The sequence below is a fragment of the Saccharothrix sp. CCNWYY140 genome (assembly GCF_037401995.1).
In the GTDB taxonomy this organism is placed as follows: domain Bacteria; phylum Actinomycetota; class Actinomycetes; order Mycobacteriales; family Pseudonocardiaceae; genus Actinosynnema.
Genome location: NZ_JBBEGC010000120.1, coordinates 1 through 22,372, shown reverse-complemented (window position 1 = coordinate 22,372; position 22,372 = coordinate 1). Strand labels below are relative to the sequence as shown.

Annotated in this window: 20 protein-coding genes; 15 read left to right on the top strand and 5 right to left on the bottom strand. The window is 71.1% G+C overall.

Going from position 1 to position 22,372, the window contains the following annotated elements; translation table 11 throughout:
* Positions 1–143 precede the first annotated feature (143 nt).
* Complete coding sequence (locus WBN91_RS32525; protein ID WP_337728087.1) at positions 144–647, bottom strand: GNAT family N-acetyltransferase; 504 nt, start codon at positions 645–647, stop codon at positions 144–146.
* A 9-nt stretch (positions 648–656) separates the two neighbouring features.
* Positions 657–1,562 (bottom strand): LysR family transcriptional regulator, encoded by a 906-nt coding sequence (locus WBN91_RS32520; RefSeq protein WP_337728086.1) that lies wholly within the window; start codon positions 1,560–1,562, stop codon positions 657–659.
* A gap of 72 nt (positions 1,563–1,634) precedes the next feature.
* Between WBN91_RS32520 and WBN91_RS32515 the strand changes: the two genes are divergently transcribed.
* From WBN91_RS32515 to WBN91_RS32505, 3 genes are read left to right on the top strand one after another with little or no spacing between them, the layout of a single operon-like run.
* A complete protein-coding gene (locus WBN91_RS32515; protein WP_337728085.1) occupies positions 1,635–2,264 on the top strand; it encodes a succinate dehydrogenase cytochrome b subunit in 630 nt (209 codons plus the stop codon).
* A gap of 2 nt (positions 2,265–2,266) precedes the next feature.
* Entirely contained in the window at positions 2,267–4,177 is a 1,911-nt protein-coding gene (locus WBN91_RS32510) for a fumarate reductase/succinate dehydrogenase flavoprotein subunit (protein WP_337728084.1), read from the top strand.
* Positions 4,174–4,920 carry a succinate dehydrogenase/fumarate reductase iron-sulfur subunit gene (locus WBN91_RS32505; RefSeq protein WP_309117493.1) on the top strand — a complete coding sequence of 249 codons (747 nt, stop codon included), beginning with the start codon at positions 4,174–4,176 and terminating at the stop codon, positions 4,918–4,920. Before WBN91_RS32510 ends, WBN91_RS32505 begins: the two co-directional genes overlap by 4 nt.
* Here WBN91_RS32505 and WBN91_RS32500 read toward each other — a convergent pair.
* Positions 4,896–5,747: a YeiH family protein gene (locus WBN91_RS32500; protein WP_337728083.1), complete on the bottom strand. Its 852-nt coding sequence runs from the start codon at positions 5,745–5,747 to the stop codon at positions 4,896–4,898. The two genes, WBN91_RS32505 and WBN91_RS32500, sit on opposite strands and share 25 nt — an antisense overlap.
* Before the next feature lie 11 nt (positions 5,748–5,758).
* Here WBN91_RS32500 and WBN91_RS32495 point away from each other — a divergent pair, with 11 nt between their 5' ends.
* Genes WBN91_RS32495 through ligA form a run of 3 tightly spaced genes read left to right on the top strand, consistent with a single transcriptional unit; the run spans position 5,759 to position 9,458 of the window.
* Positions 5,759–6,643 carry a LysR family transcriptional regulator gene (locus WBN91_RS32495; RefSeq protein ID WP_337728082.1) on the top strand — a complete coding sequence of 295 codons (885 nt, stop codon included), beginning with the start codon at positions 5,759–5,761 and terminating at the stop codon, positions 6,641–6,643.
* Positions 6,640–7,281, top strand: a complete 642-nt coding sequence (locus WBN91_RS32490; protein ID WP_337728081.1) for a hypothetical protein — start codon at positions 6,640–6,642, stop codon at positions 7,279–7,281. Before WBN91_RS32495 ends, WBN91_RS32490 begins: the two co-directional genes overlap by 4 nt.
* Before the next feature lie 32 nt (positions 7,282–7,313).
* Positions 7,314–9,458 (top strand): NAD-dependent DNA ligase LigA, encoded by a 2,145-nt coding sequence (gene ligA / locus WBN91_RS32485; protein WP_337728080.1) that lies wholly within the window; start codon positions 7,314–7,316, stop codon positions 9,456–9,458.
* Between the two features lie 174 nt (positions 9,459–9,632).
* Here the strand turns inward: ligA and WBN91_RS32480 are convergent, their stop codons facing one another.
* The gene (locus WBN91_RS32480) at positions 9,633–10,040 is read right to left on the bottom strand and encodes a protein-tyrosine phosphatase family protein (protein ID WP_337728079.1); all 408 of its coding nucleotides are present in this window, start codon (positions 10,038–10,040) and stop codon (positions 9,633–9,635) included.
* A 399-nt stretch (positions 10,041–10,439) separates the two neighbouring features.
* Here WBN91_RS32480 and WBN91_RS32475 point away from each other — a divergent pair, with 399 nt between their 5' ends.
* Both WBN91_RS32475 and WBN91_RS32470 read left to right on the top strand, forming a co-directional pair.
* Complete coding sequence (locus tag WBN91_RS32475; RefSeq protein WP_337728078.1) at positions 10,440–10,946, top strand: GNAT family N-acetyltransferase; 507 nt, start codon at positions 10,440–10,442, stop codon at positions 10,944–10,946.
* Positions 10,947–11,023: 77 nt separating this feature from the next.
* Positions 11,024–11,749 (top strand): 3-keto-5-aminohexanoate cleavage protein, encoded by a 726-nt coding sequence (locus WBN91_RS32470; protein WP_337728077.1) that lies wholly within the window; start codon positions 11,024–11,026, stop codon positions 11,747–11,749.
* 63 nt (positions 11,750–11,812) lie between these two features.
* On the opposite strand, the gene WBN91_RS32465 is transcribed toward WBN91_RS32470, so the two are convergent.
* Complete coding sequence (locus WBN91_RS32465) at positions 11,813–12,466, bottom strand: ACT domain-containing protein (RefSeq protein ID WP_337728076.1); 654 nt, start codon at positions 12,464–12,466, stop codon at positions 11,813–11,815.
* Positions 12,467–12,681: 215 nt separating this feature from the next.
* On the opposite strand from WBN91_RS32465, the gene gatC reads away from it, so the two are divergent.
* The 7 genes from gatC (at position 12,682) to WBN91_RS32430 (ending at position 22,255) form a co-directional block, all read left to right on the top strand.
* Complete coding sequence (gatC, locus tag WBN91_RS32460; protein WP_015104569.1) at positions 12,682–12,981, top strand: Asp-tRNA(Asn)/Glu-tRNA(Gln) amidotransferase subunit GatC; 300 nt, start codon at positions 12,682–12,684, stop codon at positions 12,979–12,981.
* Entirely contained in the window at positions 12,978–14,477 is a 1,500-nt protein-coding gene (gene gatA, locus WBN91_RS32455) for an Asp-tRNA(Asn)/Glu-tRNA(Gln) amidotransferase subunit GatA (RefSeq protein WP_337728075.1), read from the top strand. The genes gatC and gatA overlap by 4 nt, the downstream gene beginning before the upstream one ends.
* On the top strand, positions 14,474–14,662 hold the full coding sequence (locus WBN91_RS32450; RefSeq protein WP_337728074.1) for a hypothetical protein: 189 nt from the start codon (positions 14,474–14,476) through the stop codon (positions 14,660–14,662). The genes gatA and WBN91_RS32450 overlap by 4 nt, the downstream gene beginning before the upstream one ends.
* Positions 14,662–16,164 (top strand): Asp-tRNA(Asn)/Glu-tRNA(Gln) amidotransferase subunit GatB, encoded by a 1,503-nt coding sequence (gene gatB / locus WBN91_RS32445; RefSeq protein ID WP_337728073.1) that lies wholly within the window; start codon positions 14,662–14,664, stop codon positions 16,162–16,164. Before WBN91_RS32450 ends, gatB begins: the two co-directional genes overlap by 1 nt.
* Before the next feature lie 475 nt (positions 16,165–16,639).
* Positions 16,640–16,978: a hypothetical protein gene (locus WBN91_RS32440; RefSeq protein WP_337728072.1), complete on the top strand. Its 339-nt coding sequence runs from the start codon at positions 16,640–16,642 to the stop codon at positions 16,976–16,978.
* 157 nt (positions 16,979–17,135) lie between these two features.
* On the top strand, positions 17,136–19,706 hold the full coding sequence (locus WBN91_RS32435) for a CHAT domain-containing protein (protein WP_337728071.1): 2,571 nt from the start codon (positions 17,136–17,138) through the stop codon (positions 19,704–19,706).
* A 77-nt stretch (positions 19,707–19,783) separates the two neighbouring features.
* Positions 19,784–22,255 carry a M14 family zinc carboxypeptidase gene (locus WBN91_RS32430; RefSeq protein ID WP_337728070.1) on the top strand — a complete coding sequence of 824 codons (2,472 nt, stop codon included), beginning with the start codon at positions 19,784–19,786 and terminating at the stop codon, positions 22,253–22,255.
* Positions 22,256–22,372 lie beyond the last annotated feature (117 nt).

Here is a 22,372-nt window from a genome sequence, read left to right as displayed (position 1 = left end):
AAAACTTTCGGCTGCACCCGGGGAAATCTGTGGTAGCCCTTCGGGCAGGCCATACGGGGATGACGGAAGAAGCCCAGAGAGAGGTCTGCTGCGCTAGCTACTTCGGGCGCCCTGCGGGCGCGAAAGGTGCGCGGGGTGCCGGTCTAGAGGCGGTTGAAGGGCTCGGCGTAGTGGAAGGTACCGCGTAGTTCGGGCGTGTAGCTGTGGAGCGTGCGCACCTGGAAGTACTGCCCCCACTCCGCCTGCGGCGCCCCGATCCCCACCTCCTCGGCAACCCGGAACCCAAACCGGGAGTAATAAGCCGGATCGCCAAGCAACGCCACCAACGGCTCACCCAAGGCCTCCGCCGCGCCCAACACGGCGTGCATCAAAGCCTTCCCCACCCCACGCCCCTGCACATCGGGCCGCACACTCAACGGCCCAAGCCCCAATGCCGGCACGGCGTCGACGCGCCCCCTGGTGCACACGACATGGCCAACAACCTCACCCCCAAGCTCCGCCACCAGCGACAGCTCAGGAATCCACCCCGCGTCCTCCCGCAGCGCCCCGACCAGCCACACCTCGCCGCCCGGACGCTCGGCGAAGGCAGCTTCCGTCACCCCCGCGATCGGCTCGACATCGGACACGGTCTCCCGGCGGATGATCATCCTCGGACCCTACCGGTCGACCAGGTGCACCCCAGCAGGCATTTCCGCCCCTCTCAGGTAGCTCAGCAGTACGTTCCGGAACGCCCTCGCAGCCGAAGTCGGCGCGACATCAGTCCTGTGCGCCAAGCCGACCGTCCGTGATGTGCCAGGCGTCAAAGGGGTGGCGTGCAGCGAACGGGTGGCCAGAACCGTGCTGGGCACGATGGCCACGCCCAAACCCACCTCCACGAAACGCAGCACCGCGTCCATCTCGCCGCCCTCCACCGCGAACGTCGGCTCGAAACCAGCACCCCGGCAAGCCGCCAACGTGGTCTCCCGCAGGTCATACCCCGGCCGGAACATCACCAGCGGGTGGTTCCTCAAATCCAGCAACGACATCCGCTCGACCCCCAGCGGCTCGGCGGAGGCGACCACCAACTCCTCCCGCAGCACCGGGTCCACCGTCAACGCCCGATCCGCATCCACCGGTGACACGATGACCAGCGCCAAGTCCAGTGAACCGGCCTCCAACGCCTGCACAAGATCCCTCGACCCGCCCTCGGTCACGGACACGTGGATGCCCGGGTAAGCGTCGTGGTACCGCTTGATGACGTCGGCGAAGATGCTGCCGCACAGGCTCGGCGTCGCGCCCACCCGTACCCGGCCGCGCCGCAATCCGACCAGCTCGGCGACCTCCAACCGGGCAGTGTCCACATCGGACAGGATGCGGCTGGCCACCGGTAGCAGGGCCTCGCCGGCCGGGGTCAGGGTGATGTTGCCCCTTGCCCGGCTGAACAGTTCCGCGCCCAGTTCCTTCTCCAGCGCGTGGATCTGCTTAGACAGTGAGGGCTGCGCCACACGCACCTCCTCGGCGGCTCGTGTGAAGTGGCGTGTCCGGGCCACTGCCAGGAAGTACACGAGCTGCTGGAGCGTCATAGCCCCAGGCTATCCTCTGCCAGCTCACGATGTATTGGACGACTCGTCACGCCGGTTCCTAACGTCCTCGGCGTGGACACGATCCGGCTCTACCGCAGCACGATCGGCAAGAAGGCCGTTATGGCGGTCACCGGCGCGGTGTTGTTCCTCTACGTCGTCGTGCACATGCTCGGCAACCTGTTGATCTTCACCGGGCCGGGTGCCCTCGACACCTATGGGAAGTTCCTCCGGGACGTCAACATCGTGTGGCCGACGAGGTTTGCGCTGCTCATCGCGGTGGCGTTGCACTTCGTCGCGGCCTACCAACTGACCGTGAAGGCCCGCAAGGCCCGTGGCCGTTACGAGTACCGCCGGCCCGTGCAGGGGTCCTACGCCGCTCGCACCATGCGGTGGGGTGGCGTGATCATCGGGTTGTTCGTGGTCTACCACCTGCTCGACCTGACCGTCGGCGTGCTGAACCCGCACGGCGTGCACGGTGAGATCCACGCGAACGTCGTCGCGGACTTCCAGCACTGGTACGTGGTGCTGGCCTACACGGTCGCGGTGCTCGCGCTCGGGTTCCACCTGCGCCACGGCGTGTGGAGTGCGACGCGCACGCTGGGTGTGGTCACCTCGCGGGTCATCGGGCTCGCCGTGGCCGTCGTGATCTGCGCCGGCTTCCTCTCCGTTCCCTTCGCCGTCTTCACCGGATTGGTGAGCTGACCATGAGCTTCTACACCGAAGGCCCGCCGATCGCCGACCACCGCGCCCCGGACGGACCGATCGAGACCCGCTGGGACCGCCGCCGCTTCTCCGCGCGCCTGGTCAACCCGGCCAACCGCCGCAACCGCACGGTCATCGTCGTGGGCACCGGCCTGGCCGGGGGCTCCGCCGCCGCGACCCTGGGCGAGCTGGGCTACCACGTGAAGTCCTTCTGCTACCAGGACAGCCCGCGCCGTGCGCACAGCATCGCCGCGCAGGGTGGCATCAACGCGGCCAAGAACTACCGCAACGACGGCGACTCCGTGCACCGCTTGTTCTACGACACCGTCAAGGGCGGCGACTTCCGCTCCCGCGAGTCGAACGTGCACCGGCTGGCGCAGATCTCCGTGGAGATCATCGACCAGTGCGTGGCGCAGGGCGTGCCGTTCGCGCGCGAGTACGGCGGTCTGCTGGACACCAGGTCTTTCGGCGGGGCGCAGGTTTCCCGCACCTTTTACGCCCGAGGGCAGACCGGGCAGCAACTCCTCCTGGGCGCCTACCAAGCGCTGGAACGCCAGGTCAACGCCGGTCGGGTCGAGATGCACACCCGCCACGAGATGCTGGACCTGGTCGTGGTGGACGGTCGTGCGCGCGGGATCGTCGTGCGCGACCTGGTCACCGGGGAGGTCTCCACGCACCTCGCCGACGCCGTCGTGCTGGCCACCGGCGGCTACGGCAACGTGTTCCACCTGTCCACCAACGCCAAGGGCTGCAACACCACGGCGATCTGGCGGGCACACCGCCGGGGCGCGTTGTTCGCCAACCCGTGCTTCACCCAGATCCACCCCACGTGCATCCCGATCAGCGGCGACCACCAGTCGAAGCTCACCCTGATGAGTGAGTCCCTGCGCAACGACGGACGCGTGTGGGTGCCGAAGGACCCGCAGGACGCACGGAAGCCGAACGACATCCCCGAGGAGGAGCGGGACTACTTCCTCGAACGCATGTACCCGAGCTTCGGCAACCTGGTGCCGCGCGACATCGCGTCCCGGGCGGCGAAGAACATCTCCGACGAGAAGCGCGGTGTCTACTTGGACTTCGCGGACGCCTTGAAGCGCCTCGGTCCCCTTGCGGTGGAAGAGCGCTACGGGAACCTCTTCGAGATGTACCAGCGCATCACGGGCGACGACCCGTACAAGGTCCCGATGCGCATCTACCCGGCTGTCCACTACACGATGGGTGGATTGTGGGTGGACTACGACCTCCGCTCGACCATCCCCGGCCTGTACGTGATCGGCGAGGCGAACTTCTCCGACCACGGGGCGAACCGGCTGGGCGCGAGCGCGTTGATGCAGGGCCTCGCGGACGGCTACTTCGTGCTGCCCGGCGTGATCGGCGACTACCTGGCCGACGCGCCCTTCAAGCCGGTTTCCGCTGATCACCCCGCTGTCGCCGACACGGTGTCCGAGGTGCGCGGCCGGATCAAGACGCTGCTGGCGGTGGACGGGGACCGGACCGCGGAGTCGTTCCACCGCGAACTGGGCCGGCTGATGTGGGACGAGTGCGGCATGGAGCGCAGCGAAGCCGGGCTGCGCAAGGCGCTGGACCGCATCCCCGAGCTGCGCGAGGAGTTCTGGCGGCGGGTGAAGGTGCCGGGGACGGGCGCGGAGCTGAACCAGCAGTTGGAGAAGGCGGGCCGGGTGGCGGACTTCTTCGAGCTGGCCGAGCTGATGTGCGTGGACGCGCTGCACCGCGAGGAGTCCTGCGGCGGCCACTTCCGCACCGAGAGCCAGACCCCGGACGGCGAGGCGTTGCGCGACGACGCCCGCTTCTCCTACGTGGCCGCGTGGGAGTTCACCGGTGACAAACCCGTGCTGCACAAGGAAGAGCTGGTGTTCGAGCACGTCCAGCCGACGACCCGGAGCTACGCGTGAAACTGACCTTGCGGATCTGGCGGCAGCACGGCTCGTCGGGACGGCTCGTGGAGTACGTCATGGACGACCTGTCACCGGACATGTCGTTCTTGGAGGCGTTGGACGTCCTCAACGAGAAGCTCATCCTCGCCGGTGAGGAACCGGTGGCGTTCGACCACGACTGCCGTGAAGGCATTTGCGGCATGTGTGGCGTGATGATCAACGGTGTGGCACATGGGCCGCAGAAGGCGACCACGGCGTGCCAACTGCACCTGAGGCACTTCAAGGACGGCGATGTGCTCACGGTGGAACCGTGGCGCGCGGACCCGTTCCCGGTGGTGCGGGACCTGGTGGTGGACCGGTCGGCGTTCGACCGGATCATCGCCGCCGGCGGGTACGTCAGCGTGCCCACGGGCAGCGCGCCCGACGCGCACGCCCTGCCCGTGCCCAAGCCGGACGCGGACACGGCGTTCGAGGCGGCGGCGTGCATCGGGTGCGGCGCGTGCGTGGCGGCGTGCCCGAACGGGTCGGCGATGCTGTTCACCGCCGCGAAGGCCACCCACCTGGGTGTCCTGCCCCAGGGTCAACCCGAGCGGTACCAGCGGGCGCGGAACATGGTCGCCGAGCACGACGCCCTCGGCTTCGGCGGCTGCACCAACACCGGAGAGTGCACTTCGGTGTGCCCTAAAGGCATCCCGTTGACCACGATCGCGCGCCTTAACGCAGACCTGCTGAAGGCTCACACGACCCGCAGCGACAGGTAACCCACCGAGCACACCAGGAGCGTCGCCAACAACCCGAGCAGCATGGCCCGCGGTCCGGTCGCGAGCAGTCGCCGCGGCCGGACCGCCGTACCCAGCCCGAACATGGCGGCGGCGAACAGCACGGTCGTGGCGGTCTTGGTCACGCTCAGCACGTCGTCGGGCACAAGTCCGGTCGACCGGACCGCCACCATCGCCAGGAAGCCCACCAGGAACAACGGGATGAGCGGGGTGTCCCGCCGCCGCCCGACCAGCGCGGCGACCGGGGCGAGCAGCGCCACCCGGCTCAGCTTCACCGCCATCGCCGTCGCCGCCCCGGCCGCCGGCGCGGCCACCGCGACCTGCGCCACCTCGTGCACGCTCAACCCGATCCACTCCGGGGACGCGTCCAGCAGCGGCAGGGCGATCATGGTCAGCGTCCCGAACAGCGTCACCAGGGCGACGCTGGTGGCCACGTGGTCCTCGTCCTTGTCCGCCGCCACGGCCGCGATCGCCGAGGCGCCGCAGATGGAGAACCCGCTCGCCATCAGGACGGTCAGTTCCCGGGCCACGCGCAAGCGTTTGCCCAGCCACAGCGTGCCCGTGAAGGTCACCGTCACCGTGAGGACGGCGGCCAGCAGGACTCCCGGCCCCAGTTCGACCAGTTGCGGCAGCGACAACTGCAAGCCCAGGAGGACGACACCGGCTCGCAGCAGCCGCCGGGTCACGGCGGCGAGCGGCGGCAGGCGTCCACCCAGGACGACCCCCAGCACCAACGCGCAGATCAGCACGCTCCCCAGCCTGGGCGCGCTCGCCGGGTCGCGGTAGGCGGCAACTCGTGATGGGGTCATACCCTGGGGCTATGACCGACCTGGACTCACTGCGACTGTTGGTGCTGGTGGGGGAGCTGGGCAGCCTCGGCCGGGCGGCGCGGGAACTGGGCATCGCGCAGCCCTCGGCGAGCAAGCGCCTGGCCACGCTGGAACGCGTCCTGGGCCTGGCCCTGGTCGACCGGGGCCGCCGCGGCTCGGCGCTGACCCCGGCGGGCGTGGTCGTCACCGAACGCGCCCGGGTCGTGCTGGACGAGTTGGACCGGCTGACGGAGAGCGCTCGCGCGCTGCGGTCGGCGCAGCAGGCCGAACTGCGCGTGGCGGCGAGCATGACCGTGGCCGAGCACCTCGCGCCGGGATGGATCGGCGAGCTGCGCCGCACCCGTCCCGAGCTGCACGTGGGCCTGCGCGTGACCAACTCGGAGACGGTCGGCCGCCTGGTCCGCGAGGGGGCCGTCGACCTCGGGTTCGTCGAGCAGCCGGGTCCGCTGGAGGGCCTGTCCACGCGCAAGGTCGCCGTGGACAGGCTCGCCGTGGTCGTCCCACCCGGTCACCGCTGGACCCGCCGCCGCCCCACCGTGCGCGACCTGGCCGCGACCCCGCTGGTGGTGCGCGAACGCGGCTCAGGCACCCGCGACACCCTCGACCGGGCGCTACCGGACGCGTGCCCGCCGGCTTTGCAGTTGGGTTCCACGACGGCCGTGCGGGGCGCGGTGGTGGCCGGTGTGGCGCCAGCGGTGTTGAGTGTGCTCGCCGTGGCTCTGGATCTTGCGGACGGGCGGCTGGTCGAGGTGCCCGTTGAAGGGCTGGACCTGCGGCGCGTGCTGCGGGCGGTGTGGCCGGCCGGGCGCAAGCTCGTGGGACCTGCGGCGGAACTCCTCGCCGTGGCCGTGAGGCGTAGTTCAATGGGTGCATGAGCTGGTTCCGCCGACGCACCGACCCACCGCCGCCGCCCCGCCACCTGCCCAACCCGGAGGAAGCGGCTCAGGAGTTCTGGCGGAAGTGGTTCGAGCTGCTGCCGGAGGTCAACGCGGCCTTGGGCGAGCGCGAGCCGCACCGGCTGGAGAACGAGCTGTGCGAGCTGGTCGCCGGCGTCCACCCCGACCTGCACTTCTCGCTCGACCGGGGGCAGCAGGCGATCTACTCGCTGGTCGTCAGCGGCCAGGAGGACCCGCGGCTGCGCCCCTACACCGACGCGTGGAAGGCCGCCGCGCCGCCGGACGACATGATCTGGGAGTTCCACGACTCGGTGCCGCCCGTGCCCGACCCGACCGAGGTGACGGTCAACCTGGGCGCCCGGAAGGTGCCGCTGGCGGACGTGCGGGTCGTGGCGCAGGTCGGCGAGGGTCTGGTGGACGTCGCTGTGTACCACCCGGAGTTCGCGGCGCTGTCGGAGGAGCAGCGGCGGACCATGACGTTCCTGTCCCTGGACGTGACCCTGGGTGAGCGGCTGGCCGGCGAACGGCTGGGCCGCGTCGAGACCGCGACCGCCGAACCGGCGGCCACGATCGGGTTGTTGGAACTCCGCGAACTCGTCCGGTCCCTGGCGGACTGAAAATTGTCGTACCCGCTGGTTAACATCCTCCCGTGACCAGCGACCAGCTCGACCAGACCGGCGCCGCGCAGGGCGTGGAGGACGTGCCCGCCCCCGCGCGGGAGCGCCATGCCGCCCTCGCGGAGGAGGTCCGGGGCCACCAGTTCCGGTACTACGTCCTCGACTCGCCCACGATCAGTGACGGCGAGTTCGACGCGTTGCTGCGCGAGCTGGAGGCGCTGGAGGCGCAGCACCCCGGTCTGGCCACACCGGACTCGCCCACCCAGCTGGTCGGCGGCACGTTCTCCACCGAGTTCCGGGCGGTCGACCACCTGGAGCGGATGCTCAGCCTGGACAACGTGTTCTCGGCCGACGAGCTGCGGGCGTGGTGCGAGCGGGTGGAGAAGGAGGTCGGGTCGGGCGCGCACTACCTGTGCGAGCTGAAGATCGACGGGCTGGCGATCAACCTGCTCTACGAGGACGGGCGGCTGGTGCGCGGGCTGACCCGGGGCGACGGGCGCACGGGCGAGGACGTCACGCTCAACGTGCGCACGCTGGAGAACGTGCCCGAGGTGCTGACGGGGACCGACGAGTACCCGGTGCCGGCGCTGGTCGAGGTGCGCGGCGAGGTGTTCTTCGCGGTGGAGGACTTCCTGGAGCTCAACGCGCGACTGGTGGAGGCGGGGAAGACACCGTTCGCGAACCCGCGCAACACGGCCGCGGGGTCGTTGCGGCAGAAGGACCCGAAGGTGACGGCGTCCCGGCGGCTGCGGATGATCTGCCACGGGCTGGGCAAGCGCGAGGGGTTCGAGCTGACCCGGCAGTCCGAGGCGTACGAGGCGCTGCGGGCGTGGGGCCTGCCGGTGTCCTCGCACACCCGCGTGCTCACGTCGTTCGAGGAGATGAAGGCCCACGTCGAGTACTGGGGCGCGCACCGGCACGACGCGGTGCACGAGATCGACGGCGTGGTGGTGAAGGTCGACGAGGTGGCGTTGCAACGCCGCCTGGGCTCGACATCGCGCGCGCCGCGCTGGGCGATCGCGTTCAAGTACCCGCCGGAGGAGGCCACCACCACCTTGTTGGACATCAAGGTGCAGGTGGGGCGAACAGGTCGCGTGACACCGTTCGCGGTGATGGAACCGGTGAAGGTGGCCGGTTCCACGGTGGCGCGCGCCACGCTGCACAACGCCAGCGAGGTCAAGCGCAAGGGCGTCCTCATCGGCGACCGGATCGTGATCCGCAAGGCGGGGGACGTGATCCCCGAGGTGCTGGGCCCGGTGGTCGAGGCCCGGCCGGCCGACGCTCGCGAGTTCGAGATGCCCGCGTCCTGCCCGTCGTGCGGCACGGTGCTGCGGCCGATGAAGGAGGGCGACGTCGACATCCGGTGCCCGAACGCCGAGTCGTGCCCGGCGCAGCTGAAGGAGCGCTTGGCCTACCTGGCGTCCCGGGCGGCGCTGGACATCGAGGTGCTGGGCTTCGAGGGCGCGGCGGCGCTGGTCGACTCGGAGGTGTACGGCGACGAGGGCGACCTGTTCTCGCTGACACCCACCGCGCTCGCGTCCATCGAGCTGTTCCGCACCATGTCCGGTGAGCTGAGCGCCAACGCCGTGAAGCTGCTGGAGAACCTTTCGGCGGCCAAGGACCGTCCTCTGTGGAGGGTCCTGGTGGCGTTGTCGATCCGGCACGTGGGTCCCACGGCCGCCCGTGCCCTGGCCCAGGAATTCGGCTCGATCGACCGCATCAAGTCCGCGTCGGAGGAGGAACTGGCGGCGACCGAGGGTGTCGGCCCCACCATCGCGACCGCCGTCCGGGAGTGGGTGGAGACACCGTGGCGGCAGGAGGTCGTGCGCAAGTGGGCCGCGTCCGGGGTGCGGATGGCGGAGGAGCGCGACGAGTCCATCCCCCGCAACCTGGAGGGCTTGTCCATCGTGGTGACGGGTTCGCTGGAGGGCTTCTCACGCGACGAGGCCAAGGAGGCGATCCTGGCGCGGGGTGGCAAGGCGGCGGGCTCGGTGTCGAAGAAGACGGCGTTCGTGGTGGTGGGCGAGTCCCCGGGCTCCAAGGCGGACAAGGCGGTGCAGCTCAAGGTCCCGGTCCTGGACGAGGCCGGCTTCCGCACCCTCCTGACCGCAGGCCCGGAAGCCGCCCGCGAGGTGGCCACGGTGGAGGAGGCGGAACAGGACCACCCGAAGGAGTGACGTCATTCCGCCCCCGTTTTCGCCACCTCGCGCGTCCCGGTAAACAAGGAGCGGCGGCACCCCGGCTCCGATGGCCAGCCCGCCGCCCTCACCCCCTCGCCATCAGCCGCCCCCCAACATCATCGACCCCCAGCATCAACGACCTCTCGGCATCAACGGGGACATTGGGCGGCATCAATGGGGAAACCGCGCCACCCACCGCTTCTGCCACGGCGTCTCCACAGCCCGCTTCCGATAGTGCGCGCGGGTCCACGCCACCGCCTCCCCCGCCGGCACCCCCGCCAACACGGCAAGACAAGCAACAACCGTCCCCGTCCGCCCCACCCCGCCCCCACACGCGACCTCGACGTCCTCCCCGGCCAGCGCACGCGCGTGCAACGCCCGAATCTGCTCGACGGCCCGCTCCGGCGACCGCGGCAACCGAAAGTCCGGCCAGTCGACCCACTCGTGCGGCCAGGGCATCTCCCGCCGGGACGTCCCCAGGTACAGCCCGAACGCCGGCACGTCATCGGGCGCCGGCTTGCGCAACCCCCGACCCCGGATCCAGGCACCATCGGGAAGTTGGATCGCACCACTCAACATCCCCGGATGCTAGCTCTCGACACCCTCGGCGATAGCGCCATTCTGTGACAGCGCCGTCCTGTGCACCGCCGCCGTCCTCGTCGGCGCTGGTCGGCCTGCCGGCGCGCTTCCTAGCCGAACGCGGCGAGGGTGCGCCGCCCGCTGGGTCCGCCGGCCGCTGGGTCCGCAGGTTCGCGGGTTCGCGGGTTCGCGGATCGTTCGCGGGTTCGCGGATCGGGCGCGGGTTCGCGGGTTCGCGGATCGGGCGCGGGTTCGTGGGTTCGCGGGTGGTGCGCGGGTTTGTGGGTCGTCGGCGGGTCCGTCCAGGTCCGCAGATGTGCGGATCGCTCGGGGTCGTGCCTTGATCGAACCTCGCCCGCAGGGTTGCCTGGACACCGACCAGAGCGGGAGGGGAAGCAGATGGCCGATGTGGTGGTGAGGCCCGCGCGGGAGGACGAGTGGGACGCGGCCGGTGCGATCACGGTGGCGGCCTACCACGCCGACCAGTACATCGAGAGCCGGACCGGTGGGTACGCGGACCAGTTGGCCGACACGCGCGCTCGGGCTCGGGACGCCGAGTTGCTGGTCGCCGTCGACACCGAGGACACCCTGCTGGGCACGGTCACCATCGCCCTCCCCGGCACCCCGTACGCCGAGGTCAGCAGGCAGGGCGAGCTGGAGTTCCGGATGCTGGCCGTCCACCCGGACGCGCGGGGGCGCGGGGTCGGTGAGGCGTTGGTGTTGGCCGTGGTGGCGCGGGCTCGGGAGGTTGGGGCCACGCGGGTGGTGATGAGCAGCGGTGAGCACATGACCACCGCGCACCGGCTCTACCAGCGGCTCGGGTTCCAGCGGTTCCCCGAGCGGGACTGGAACCCGGTGCCGGGGGTGCACCTGATCGCCTACGGGTTCAGCCTGGAGTTGACCTGACACGACTGAACCAGGGGGAGCGCGGCCGTCTGGGTGGGTGGCTCGCCGGAGTGGGCTGGGCGTGACAGGCTTGGTGCGTGCTCCAGGTCTGCCTCAACGGTGCCCGCGAACCCGGCAGTCACCCGGCGCTGCCGGTCACCCCGCAGCAGCTCGCCGCCGATGCCGCCGCGCTGGCCGAGCTGGGTGTCATGCACTTCCACCTGCACCCGCGTGACGTCATCGGCCTGGAGGTCATCGCCGGTCCCGAGGTGGCGACCTCGGTGGCGGTGGTCCGGGCCGCCGTCCCGCGGGCCGAGTTGGGTGTCACGACCGCCGCCTGGATCCAGCCCGACCCGGTGCGCCGCGCGGAGCTGGTCCGGGGTTGGGCGGGGCTGGCCGCCGGACGTCCGGACGTCGCCTCGGTGAACGTCCACGAGGACGGCTGGCGCGAGGTGGTCCGCGCCCTCCAGGACGCGGGTATCGGGATCGAGCTGGGCATCTTCCACACCGAAGCCGCCCGGACCCTCGCCGCCGAAGGCGTGCCCGACGGCACCCGGCGCATCCTGGCCGAGGTCCAGCCCGGCGAGACGATCGAGCACGCCGAAGCGCTCCTGACCATCCTCGAACCCCTGCGCACGCCGATCCTGCTGCACGGCGAGGACGACAGCGCCTGGCCGGTCCTGGGCCACGCCGCCCGCCTCGAACTCGACACGCGGATCGGTCTGGAGGACACCCTCCTGAACCCGGACGGCACCCCTACCAGCGACAACGCCGAGCTGGTCACCTACGCCCAGCGCACGCTGAGGGCCCACGCCGTCCGCTAGCCCGCCACCACGACCACGACCACTAACAGACCAGCACCGGCGCTAGCCCGACAGCACGACCCGCTAGTCCGGCAGCACCACGGCCACGATCCCGGCCAGGTGGGCCAGCCGCGCGACCTCCGCCGCCCGGAACATCGGGCCGCCCGGACGCCCCACCAGCAGCACCCGGTCAGGCTTGCCCAGCGGGGTCGCCGCCAGCTCCGTGCCCAGTTCGCGCCACGTCTCGGGGACCCAGGTCTCCTCGCCGTCCAGCACCGTCGCCCGGGCCAGCGGCATCCACGGCGGGTTCTGCATGCGGGTTTCCGGGGCCGCCGCCGACGCGGTCAGGCGGTGGACGCCGGCGCCGTCGTAGCCGAGCACGACCGCCCAGCCCGCGCGGATGATCTTGGGGACGCCCTCGGTGAAGATCTCCAGGCCGCGGGCCGGCTCCTCGGCGACCTCCTCGACCAACTCCAGCTCGCGGTGGGTGTCCAGCACGCCCGCGTACGGTCGGACCGCGTCCACCTCGACGCCCTCGATGGACTCCGCGGCGGTGATGAGCGTGTCCGGCAGCCGGCCGGACGGCAGTTCCACCACCAGGTCGTCGATGGCGACGCCGGAACCGCGCTCCACCACGTCCACGCTGAGGATGTCGGCCCCGATCTCGCCGAGCGCGGAGGCGACCGCGCCCAGGGTGCCGGGACGGTCCGGGAGCTGGACCCGGAGCAGGAAGGACACGGTGCACGCCTCCAAGGGCTGGTGTTCGACGACTGTCCGGCCGATGATTCTCGCAGACGCAGCTTCGCTTTCCGACCCACCAGCCGCGTTGCACAGCGGTAAAATCCCGCGCCCCCGCGACCACCCCTCCCGTAACCCGGTCGGAGCCGGGCCTGACCAGCCAATAGACTCGTCGGGTCCAATCCGAGAGAAACCGACCCACGGGGGTTGACGAGGTGCCCAGCATCTCCCGCGACGAGGTCGCGCACCTGGCCCGCCTGGCCAGGCTCGCCGTCACCGACGACGAGCTTGACCTGTTCGCCGGCCAGTTGGACGTGATCCTCCAGTCGGTGGCCACGGTCGGCGACATCGCCACCGCGGACATCCCGCCCACTTCGCACGCCGTTCCGCTGACCAACGTGTTCCGCGAGGACGTGGTGCGTCCCAGCCTCGGTCAGCAGCAGGCGCTCGCGGGCGCCCCCGCCGCCGAGGACGGCCGCTTCCGCGTGCCGCGCATCCTTGGGGAAGAAGCATGAGCCTGATCCGCAGCACCGCCGCCGAGCTGGCGGCGAAGATCGCGAGCCGCGAGGTCTCGGCCGTCGAGGTCGCGCAGGCGCACCTGGACCGGATCGCCGACGTCGACGGTTCGGTGAACGCGTTCCTGCACGTCGACACCGAGGGCGCGCTGGCCGCCGCCAAGAAGGTGGACGACGACCTGGCCGCCGGCCACGCGCCGGTGAGCCCGCTCGCGGGTGTGCCGCTGGCGCTCAAGGACGTCTTCGCCACCGAGGGCGTGCCGACCACGTGCGGCTCCAAGATCCTCGAGGGCTGGGTCCCGCCGTACGACGCCACGGTCACCCGCCGCCTGCGCGAGGCCGGTGTCGTCATCCTCGGCAAGACCAACATGGACGAGTTCGCGATGGGTTCCTCCACCGAGAACTCCGCCTACGGCCCGACCCGCAACCCGTGGGACCTGGACCGCGTCCCGGGCGGCTCGGGCGGCGGCTCGTCGGCGAGCCTCGCGGCGTTCCAGGCGCCGCTGGCGATCGGCACCGACACCGGCGGCTCGATCCGCCAGCCCGGCGCGGTCACCGGCACGGTCGGCGTGAAGCCGACCTACGGCGGCGTGTCCCGGTACGGCCTGGTCGCCTTCTCCAGCTCGCTGGACCAGGGCGGTCCGTGCGCCCGGACGGTGCTGGACGCGGCCCTGCTGCACGAGGTCATCGCGGGCCACGACCCGCTGGACTCCACCTCGATCAACGCCCCGGTGCCGCCGGTGGTGGCCGCCGCCCGCGAGGGCGCGAACGGCGACCTGACCGGGGTGAAGGTCGGCGTGGTCACGCAGTTCAGCGGTGACGGCTACCAGCCGGGCGTGCTGCGGTCCTTCGAGGCCGCGGTGGCGCAGCTCAAGCAGCTGGGCGCGGAGATCGTCGAGGTGTCCTGCCCGAGCTTCGACTACGCGCTGCCCGCCTACTACCTGATCTCGCCCAGCGAGGCGTCCTCGAACCTGGCCCGGTTCGACGCCATGCGCTACGGCCTGCGGGTGGGCGACGACTCGACGCGCAGCGCCGAGGAGGTCATGTCGCTGACCCGCGAGGCCGGTTTCGGCCCCGAGGTCAAGCGGCGCATCATGATCGGCACCTACGCGCTGTCGTCGGGCTACTACGACGCCTACTACGGCTCGGCGCAGAAGGTCCGCACGCTGATCACCCGCGACTTCGAGCAGGCGTTCGCGAACGTGGACGTGCTGGTCTCGCCGACCACGCCGACCACGGCGTTCCGCATCGGCGAGCGCGCGAACGACCCGATGGCGATGTACAAGGCGGACCTGTGCACCATCCCGGCGAACCTCGCCGGGACGCCCGCCATGTCCGTCCCGAGTGGACTGTCCGACGAGGACGGCCTGCCGGTGGGCCTCCAGATCATGGCCCCGGCGTTGCAGGACCACCGGATGTACCGGGTGGCGGCGGCCTACGAGGCGGCGCGCGGCACGGTCTACCTCGACGTCCCGGAACTGGCGGTGGCGCGGTGAAGAAGGCACGCGGTGCGTTCGCCCTGCTGGGCGCGGCGAGCGCGGCGACCAGCGCGTTCTCGACGCTGAAGTCCGCGCGGGGCAAGAACGACAAGCTCGCGCTGGCCAACGCGGTCGCGAGCATCCTGGTGGCGATCACCGGCGCGGCGCTGGCCGTGCGCAGCATGCGGAAGGACGGCGAGTGATGACGTCGGTGGACGAACTGATGGACTACGCCGAGGTCATCGAGCGCTTCGACCCGGTGCTCGGCCTGGAGGTGCACGTCGAGCTGCACACCAACACCAAGATGTTCTGCGGCTGCGCCAACCTGTTCGGCGGCGAGCCCAACACGCACGTCTGCCCGACGTGCCTGGGCCTGCCCGGGTCGCTGCCGGCGGTCAACGGCAAGGCCGTCGAGTCGGCCATCCGCATCGGTCTCGCGCTCAACTGCGAGATCGCCGAGTGGTGCCGGTTCGCGCGGAAGAACTACTTCTACCCGGACATGCCGAAGAACTTCCAGACCTCGCAGTACGACGAGCCGATCGCCTTCAACGGCTGGCTCGACGTGACGCTGGACGACGGCGAGGTCGTGCGCGTGGAGATCGAGCGCGCGCACATGGAGGAGGACACCGGCAAGTCGCTGCACGTGGGTGGCGCGACCGGGCGCATCCACGGCGCGGAGCACTCGCTGCTGGACTACAACCGGGCGGGCGTGCCGCTGATCGAGATCGTCACCAAGCCGATCACGGGCACCGGCGAGCGGGCGCCCGAGGTGGCCCGCGCGTACGTCACCGCGCTGCGGGACCTGCTGAAGGCGCTGGACGTCTCCGACGTGCGCATGGACCAGGGTTCGCTGCGCTGCGACGCGAACGTGTCGCTGATGGCCAAGGACGCCACCGAGTTCGGAACCCGCACCGAGACCAAGAACGTCAACTCGCTGCGCAGCGTCGAGCGCGCCGTGCGGTTCGAGATGACGCGGCAGGCCGCGGTGCTGGTCAACGGCGGCAAGGTCACCCAGGAGACCCGGCACTTCGACGAGTCGACCGGCTCGACGTCGTCCGGGCGCACCAAGGAGACCGCCGAGGACTACCGGTACTTCCCGGAGCCCGACCTGGTCCCGATCGCGCCGTCGCGCGAGTGGGTGGAACAGCTGCGGGGCACGCTGCCCGAGCTGCCGTGGGAGCGCCGCAAGCGCATCCAGCAGGAGTGGAGCCTGACCGACGCCGAGCTGCGCGACCTGGACAACGCCGGTGCGGTGGACCTGGTGGCGGCGACGGTCGACGCGGGCGCGACGCCCGCCGAGGCCCGCTCGTGGTGGGTGGCCTACCTGACCAAGGAGGCCAACGCCCGCGGTGTCGAGCTGGGCGACCTGGCCATCACGCCCGCGCAGATCGCCCGGGTGGTGGCGCTGGTGAACTCCGGCGAGCTGACCAACAAGCTCGCCCGCGAGGTCGTCACCGGCGTGCTGGCCGGCGAGGGTGAGCCGGAGGCGGTCGTCGAGGCCCGCGGGCTGAAGGTGGTCTCCGACGACTCGGCGCTGGAGAAGGCCGTGGACGAGGCCCTAGCGGCGCAGCCGGACGTGGCGGCGAAGATCCGCGACGGCAAGGTCGCGGCGGCGGGCGCCATCGTCGGCGCGGTCATGAAGGCGACGAAGGGGCAGGCGGACGCGAAGAAGGTCCGCGACCTGATCATCGCCCGCTGCTCGTAGCAGGTCCTCACGAAGGCCCGGCCGCCGCGGTGGCCGGGCCTTCGCGCGTCTGCGGAACGCGCCGGTTCTGTGAACGTGATCATCAGCACGCCCGGGGGCGTATCTGGGGGCCTGTCCGCCGTTCTCTTAGGGCAAGCAGTAATCGAGGTGGCGATCCGTGACGAGAGGGGTGCCGACCGTGGCTATTCCACGTGGCGGGTCGGCGCGAATGTCCTCTTATTGCGGGTCCGAACACCCCATCTCAGTGTCAACACGTTCGCCCGTTCGAGTGGTAACACCCACCGAAACACTTCTTTTGTGCTGGTCAGGGCGTCCCGCTCGATGGGATGTGATTGCTCAGCGTGAATTTCCACCGCACAGGTGCGTCCATCTGTGTCAGGCTTGAGCCGTTCGGTCGGCGGGGGGCCGCCGAAATGATCGAAAACCCACTGGACTTACCCCGGATCAGGGGCCCGTTGTAGGGGAGGACAACACCATGACCGCCGGAACCAACCGCAAGCGCGTCGCCGAGGTCGAGGGTGCGGAACTGGCCGACGAGCAGGCCGTGACGCTCACCGCCACCGCCGCGGCGAAGACCAAGCCGGCCGGCGACAAGGCGAAGAGCGGCGAGAAGGCCAAGGCCGGCAAGGGCAAGCGCAAGGGCGGCGGCGGCTCCGACCCCGAGGGCGGCCCGTACACCAGCTACAGCCAGCCGGTCGACGCGCCCGCCGCGGACCCGGCCGAGCCGGAGCCCGAGCCGCAGCCGGAACCCCAGCCCGTCGGGCCCGAGGGCGGCCCGTACACCAGCTACTCGGTGCCGATCACGACCAAGTGACCGGGACGCCCGGATCGCCGCACTGCCCGCCGGCCGACAAGCAACCAACCGGTGGGCAGTGTCGCATCGCCGGTTGTGCTCTCATATGAACGTGCCCGCCACGCCGCCTCCCGCCGCACCGCGGGGTTCCCGAGGAGGCCGCGACCCGGTCGAAGCCGTGGCGCGGGCACGCGAACAGCAACTGCTGGGCAAGGCGGCGGGTCTCGCCGCCCGACCGGTGAAGGCGCTGGGGCACCTGCGGCGGGCGTTGGACCTGCTCGACGTGCCGGGCGTGGACCCCGTGGAGCGCCTCGAAGCGCGCGCCCGGGTCCTGTTCACCATGTCCTTCTGCCTGGCCGAGACCGGCAGCGTGGACGACGGCCTCCGGCTGCTGGACGTGGTCCGCGCCGAACTGCCCGGCATCCCCGACGGCCCGCTGCGCGCCGAGCTGACCAGCATGCTCAACGGCTCGCACGCGCTGCTGCTGTTCCGGGTCGGCCGGATCGAGGAGGGCATCACCTACGTCGACCTCGACGTCGCCCACCACGAGGGCCGGCTGGCCGCCGGTGACACCTCGATCGTCCCGCTCCTGGTCAACACGCTGCACAACCGGGGCACGGCCTACGGGGAGATCGACCAGCCGGCCGCCGCGATCCGGGACCTCGACCGGGTCGTCGAGCTGTCCAAGCAGTACGACCTGCCGCTGCGGGTCGGCATCTCCACCCACGCGCTGGGCAACGTGCTGCGCCGCGCCGGGGACGTGCCCGGCGCGCTGCGCCGCTACGCCGAGGCCAACCGGGTCTTCCAGGAACTCGAACCCGGTCTCCTCCTCCGCCTGCGGATCGACCAGTCCGAAGCCCTCATCAGCGTCGGCCTCGCCGACGAGGCGGGCCGGCTGCTGGACGAGGTCCTGCCGGACCTGCGCAAGCAGAAGGTCGGCCAGGACGTCGCCGAGGCCGAGCTGTACCGGGCCGCCGCCGCCCTGCTGGACGGGGACCTCACCCTGGCCAAGCGGATGGCGAACTCGGCGCAGCGCCGGCTGGTCCGGCGGGGCAGTCCCGGGTGGGCGGCCGTCGCCGCGTTGATCGCCCTGCGGGTGGACGCCACGAAGGCCCTCGAATCGCGCCGGCCGTCGGAGGAGGTCGTCGGGCGCGCGATGGAGCTGGCCACCGAGCTGGCCGCGCGCGGCCTGTACGACCAGGCGGCGTTCGCGCAGATCCTCGCCGCCCGCCTGGAGGTCCGCCGGGGCGACCCGGCGCGGGCCGAGCAGCTGCTGCGCAGCGTGCCCAAGTCGCGGCGGATCGAGCCGATCGACCACCGCATGGTGCTGCGGCTGTGCCGGGCGGAGATCGCGCTGGCCCGCGGGAACCGGCGGGTCGCGCTCGCGCAGGCGAAGGCGGGCCTGGCGGAGCTGGGCCAGTTGCGGGACAAGCTCGGCGGGCTGGAACTGGTCTCCGGCGCGGCCCTGCACGGCCGGGAGCTGGGCGAGCTGGCCGTGCGGCTGGTGCTGGAGGGCGGCGACTCGTCGGCCACCGCCAAGCGGTTGTTCACCTGGCTGGAGCGCACCCGCGCCCAGATGTACCGGTACGACCCGGTCGAGTCCACTGTGGACTCCGAGCTGGGCGAGCGGATAGCCGACGTGCGCCGGCTGAGCCGCTCGCTGCTGCTGGCCCGGCTGGACGGCGCCCCGACGGCCGCGCTGGAGGCCCGGCTGGCCGCCAGCCAGCGCGCAGCGATGCGCCTGGGCTGGAGCGCGAGCCCGTGGGGCACGCCGCGCCCGGTGGCCACGGCCGGCGAGGTGATGGCGAGGTTGGCCGGCCGCGCGCTGGTGAGCTTCGCGTCCTCGGGCGACGAGCTGATCGCCCTCGCCCTGGTCGGCGGCCGGGTGCGGATGGTGCGGCTCGGGTCGCTGGCGGAGGCCACGGAGGGCGCGCGCAGGCTGCACGCCGACCTCAACGCGCTGGCCCCCGACCACCTGCAACCGCCGCTGCGCGAGGTGATCGGCGCGTCCGCCCGGCGCGAGGCGGAGAAGCTGGACCGGATGCTGCTGCGCCCGCTGGCGGGCCTGCTGGGCGACCGGGAGCTGGTGGTCGTGCCGACCGGCGCCCTGCACGTGGTGCCGTGGGGTGTGCTGCCGACGTGCGCTGGCCGGCCCGTGGTGGCCGCGCCCTCGGCGACGTCGTGGCTGGGTACCACCCGGCGGGAACGCGAGTCGGCGTCCGGCGTGCTGCTGGTGCGCGGACCGGGGTTGCAGGCGGCGCAGGCGGAGATCGACCGGCTCGCGGGCTACCACGTCGACGCGAAGCTGCTGGGCGTGCGCGACGCCCGCGTCAGCACGGTGCTGGAGGCGCTGGACGGTGTCGGCGTAGCGCACATCGCCGCGCACGGCGAGCACGAGCCGGAGAACGCGTTGTTCTCCCGCCTGGAACTGGTCGACGGCGCGCTGTTCGCGCACGAGGTGGGCCGGGTCCGCCGCCCGCCGCACCGGGTCGTGCTGGCCGCGTGCGAACTGGCGCTCAACCGCGTGCGCCCCGGCGACGAGCCGCTGGGCTTCGCGGGCGCACTGCTCGCCGGCGGCGCGCGCACGGTGATCGCCGCGTCGAGCAAGGTCGGCGACCAGCCCTCCGCCGAGGCGATGGCGGACTTCCACCGTGGCCTCGCGGCGGGCCGCTCCCCGGCCGTGGCCCTGGCCGAAGCCGTCTCCGCCGACCCGTTCCGGCGGCCGTTCGTGTGCCTCGGGTCGGGTTGAGCCCCTGATCTGTTGACCAGGCCCCCGCGGACCCACTAGTCACAGTATGTGGTGTCCGGTGAACGGAGGGCGCACGAATGCGGTCGACCCTGCTCGCCTTGCTGTTGGTGGTGACCGCCGCGGTGCCGGCCCAGGCCGCGCCCGCCACCGGACGCGCCGAGAACCCCGGCAACGGCCCGGAACGCAACGAGGTCGCCGCCACCGACCCACCCCTGCGCACCGCCACCCGCGGCGACAACCGCCCCGAGGCCGCCCAGGGCTACCCGCGCCGGACCCTGCTGCGCGTCTACCCCGAGGACACGACCGACCGTTCGGCCAAGCTCGGGCTGGCCACCTACCACTCCCTCGCGCCCCGGCTGAACGACCTCCAGCGGCGCAGCGACCGGGTGTCGGTCGAGGTGATCGGCCAGTCCACCGCCGGCCGCGACCTGTACCTGGTGACCCTGACCGCCCCCGAGACCCCGAGCGAGACCCGGCGGCAGGAGGCGTGGCGGTCCCGGATCGAGGACGACCCGGTCGGCGCCCGCCGCGACCCGTTGCTGCGCAACGCCTACAAGGCCCCGGTGTGGGTCAACGCGAACATCCACGGCGACGAGTGGGAGGGCACCGACGGCGCCCTGCGCGTGATCGAGGACCTGGCCACCACGTCCGACCCGACGAAGCTGGACCTGCTGCGCCGCAGCAGGGTCTACGTCAACCTCACCGCGAACCCGGACGGCCGCGTAGCCGGAACCCGCGCCAACGCGGCCGGGTTCGACCTCAACCGCGACTTCGTCACGGCATCCCAGCCCGAGACACGCGCCATGCGCGCCATCGTCCAACGCACCCAGCCGCTGATGATGCTCGACGAGCACGGGTACGTGACCAACACCCTCATCGAGCCCACCACCCCGCCACACGGCCAGAACTACGACTTCGACCTGTACATCCAGCACGGCTACGAGGGTGGTCTGCGCATGGAGCAGGCGGTCGCGGCACTGGGTCACCCGGAGACGGCCAAGCCGGAGATCCCGTTCCGCGACTACGACCCCGGCGTCTGGGACGGCTGGGCCCCGATCTACACCGCGCAGTACTCGATGTACCACGGCGCGGTGTCTTACACGATCGAGGTGCCCATGCGGGTCAACCGAGCCGATTACACGAACTTGCCGGTGGAGGAGCTGCGCCGGCGGTCCCGCATCAACACCGACGTGGTCGAGGCGACCGTCCGCACCGTCTTGACCTACGTGCGACAGCATCGGAGTGCGTTGGTGGACAACCAGATCGAGATGTTCCGCAGGGGCGACGCCGGCGAACCACAACGCCCGATCCCCGACGGCCACGTCCCCGGCTTCGGCCCGGAGGACAGGTACACCACCGAGTTCCCGCGCGCCTACGTCATCCCCGTGGGCACCTCCCAACGCTCCGGCCCCGCCGCAGCAAGGCTGGTGGACCACTTGGTAGCCAACGACGTCAGGGTGTCCCGCGCCGACCGCCCGTTCGTGCTGGGCGGAAGGTCCTACCCGACCGGCTCGTACGTGGTCGACATGCACCAGCCCAAACGCGCCTTGGCCAACGTCATGCTGGAAGCAGGCCGCGACCTGTCCCAAGACGTGCCCGTGATGTACGACATCTCCGGCTGGAGCCACCGCCTGCTGTGGGGCGCATCGGTAGACGTAGTCCGCACCGGCCGCCTAGATGTGCCCGCAAGGGACGTAATCGCCGCCTCCCCAACAGGTTCAGTCGACGCCGCCCCCGGCCAGGACTTGGCCCTAAGACTGGTAGACGGCAAGGACGCCGCCGCCCTCAACGACCTCCTGACCAGAGGCATCCAGGTCCGCAGACAACCCGACGGCACTTACGTGGTCCCCGCTAGCGCCCGCGCCAAGGCAATCGAGGTATCCGACCGCTACGGCGTGCGCTTCACCCCCGGCACCCCCGGCGGCACTGTCCTACATCGCCCCGTAGTCGCGGCAGCAGTCGCGTCGGACGAGCTGAAGGCCCTGCGCGACATGGGTTTCGACGTACGCCCGGTCTCAAACGCAGTCCTGGACGGCGGCTTCGACCTCTCCCGCGTAGACGTCCTGTTCGTGTCCTCAGGCCTCCGCTACGACCTACTCAACCCCACAGCACGCCAGTCGATGGACGCTTTCCTCACCCGGGGCGGCCTGGTAACCCGAGGCGCAACCGGCGCAAGGTTCAACTCCGACGCCCGCGTCCTAACGGCAAAGGCCGTAGCAGGCAAGGAAGACGCCAACGGCGTAGTCACAGTCACAGACGCCACAGGCACCCCCGGCCACTCCTTCGTCTATGCACCACACTGGTTCACCGACTTGGGCCCGAACGTCACAGCCGAACAGCGCTACACAGGCTTGGTAGCAGGCCACTGGATCCCCCGCGAGGATGGCACCGGCGGCCAGGACGCGGCAGCAGGCATGCCAGCAGTGATATCGGGCCGCTCAGAACGAGGCGGCACAGCAGTCCTCTTCGGCACCGAACCCCTCTTCCGAGACCATCCGAAGGGCCTCTACTGGCAGGTCGCCGACGCCATCTACCGAACCACCCCCTAACCCACCCAACACGGCCCCCAGCGCCCGAAGGGCGTGCTTTTTCACGAAGCTCGCGCAGCAGACCTCCCAACTTGGGCTTCTTCCGTCATCCCCGTATGGCCTGCCCGAAGGGCTACC

What these genes read in the sequence shown, in the direction of transcription:
- WBN91_RS32525 (WP_337728087.1), bottom strand. Translation starts at nt 647, where the DNA reads ATGATCATCCGCCGGGAGACCGTGTCCGATGTCGAGCCGATCGCGGGG.
- WBN91_RS32520 (WP_337728086.1), bottom strand. Translation starts at nt 1,562, where the DNA reads ATGACGCTCCAGCAGCTCGTGTACTTCCTGGCAGTGGCCCGGACACGC.
- WBN91_RS32510 (WP_337728084.1), top strand. Translation starts at nt 2,267, where the DNA reads ATGAGCTTCTACACCGAAGGCCCGCCGATCGCCGACCACCGCGCCCCG.
- WBN91_RS32500 (WP_337728083.1), bottom strand. Translation starts at nt 5,747, where the DNA reads ATGACCCCATCACGAGTTGCCGCCTACCGCGACCCGGCGAGCGCGCCC.
- WBN91_RS32495 (WP_337728082.1), top strand. Translation starts at nt 5,759, where the DNA reads ATGACCGACCTGGACTCACTGCGACTGTTGGTGCTGGTGGGGGAGCTG.
- WBN91_RS32490 (WP_337728081.1), top strand. Translation starts at nt 6,640, where the DNA reads ATGAGCTGGTTCCGCCGACGCACCGACCCACCGCCGCCGCCCCGCCAC.
- WBN91_RS32480 (WP_337728079.1), bottom strand. Translation starts at nt 10,040, where the DNA reads ATGTTGAGTGGTGCGATCCAACTTCCCGATGGTGCCTGGATCCGGGGT.
- WBN91_RS32475 (WP_337728078.1), top strand. Translation starts at nt 10,440, where the DNA reads ATGGCCGATGTGGTGGTGAGGCCCGCGCGGGAGGACGAGTGGGACGCG.
- gatA (WP_337728075.1), top strand. Translation starts at nt 12,978, where the DNA reads ATGAGCCTGATCCGCAGCACCGCCGCCGAGCTGGCGGCGAAGATCGCG.
- gatB (WP_337728073.1), top strand. Translation starts at nt 14,662, where the DNA reads ATGACGTCGGTGGACGAACTGATGGACTACGCCGAGGTCATCGAGCGC.
- WBN91_RS32440 (WP_337728072.1), top strand. Translation starts at nt 16,640, where the DNA reads ATGACCGCCGGAACCAACCGCAAGCGCGTCGCCGAGGTCGAGGGTGCG.
- WBN91_RS32430 (WP_337728070.1), top strand. Translation starts at nt 19,784, where the DNA reads ATGCGGTCGACCCTGCTCGCCTTGCTGTTGGTGGTGACCGCCGCGGTG.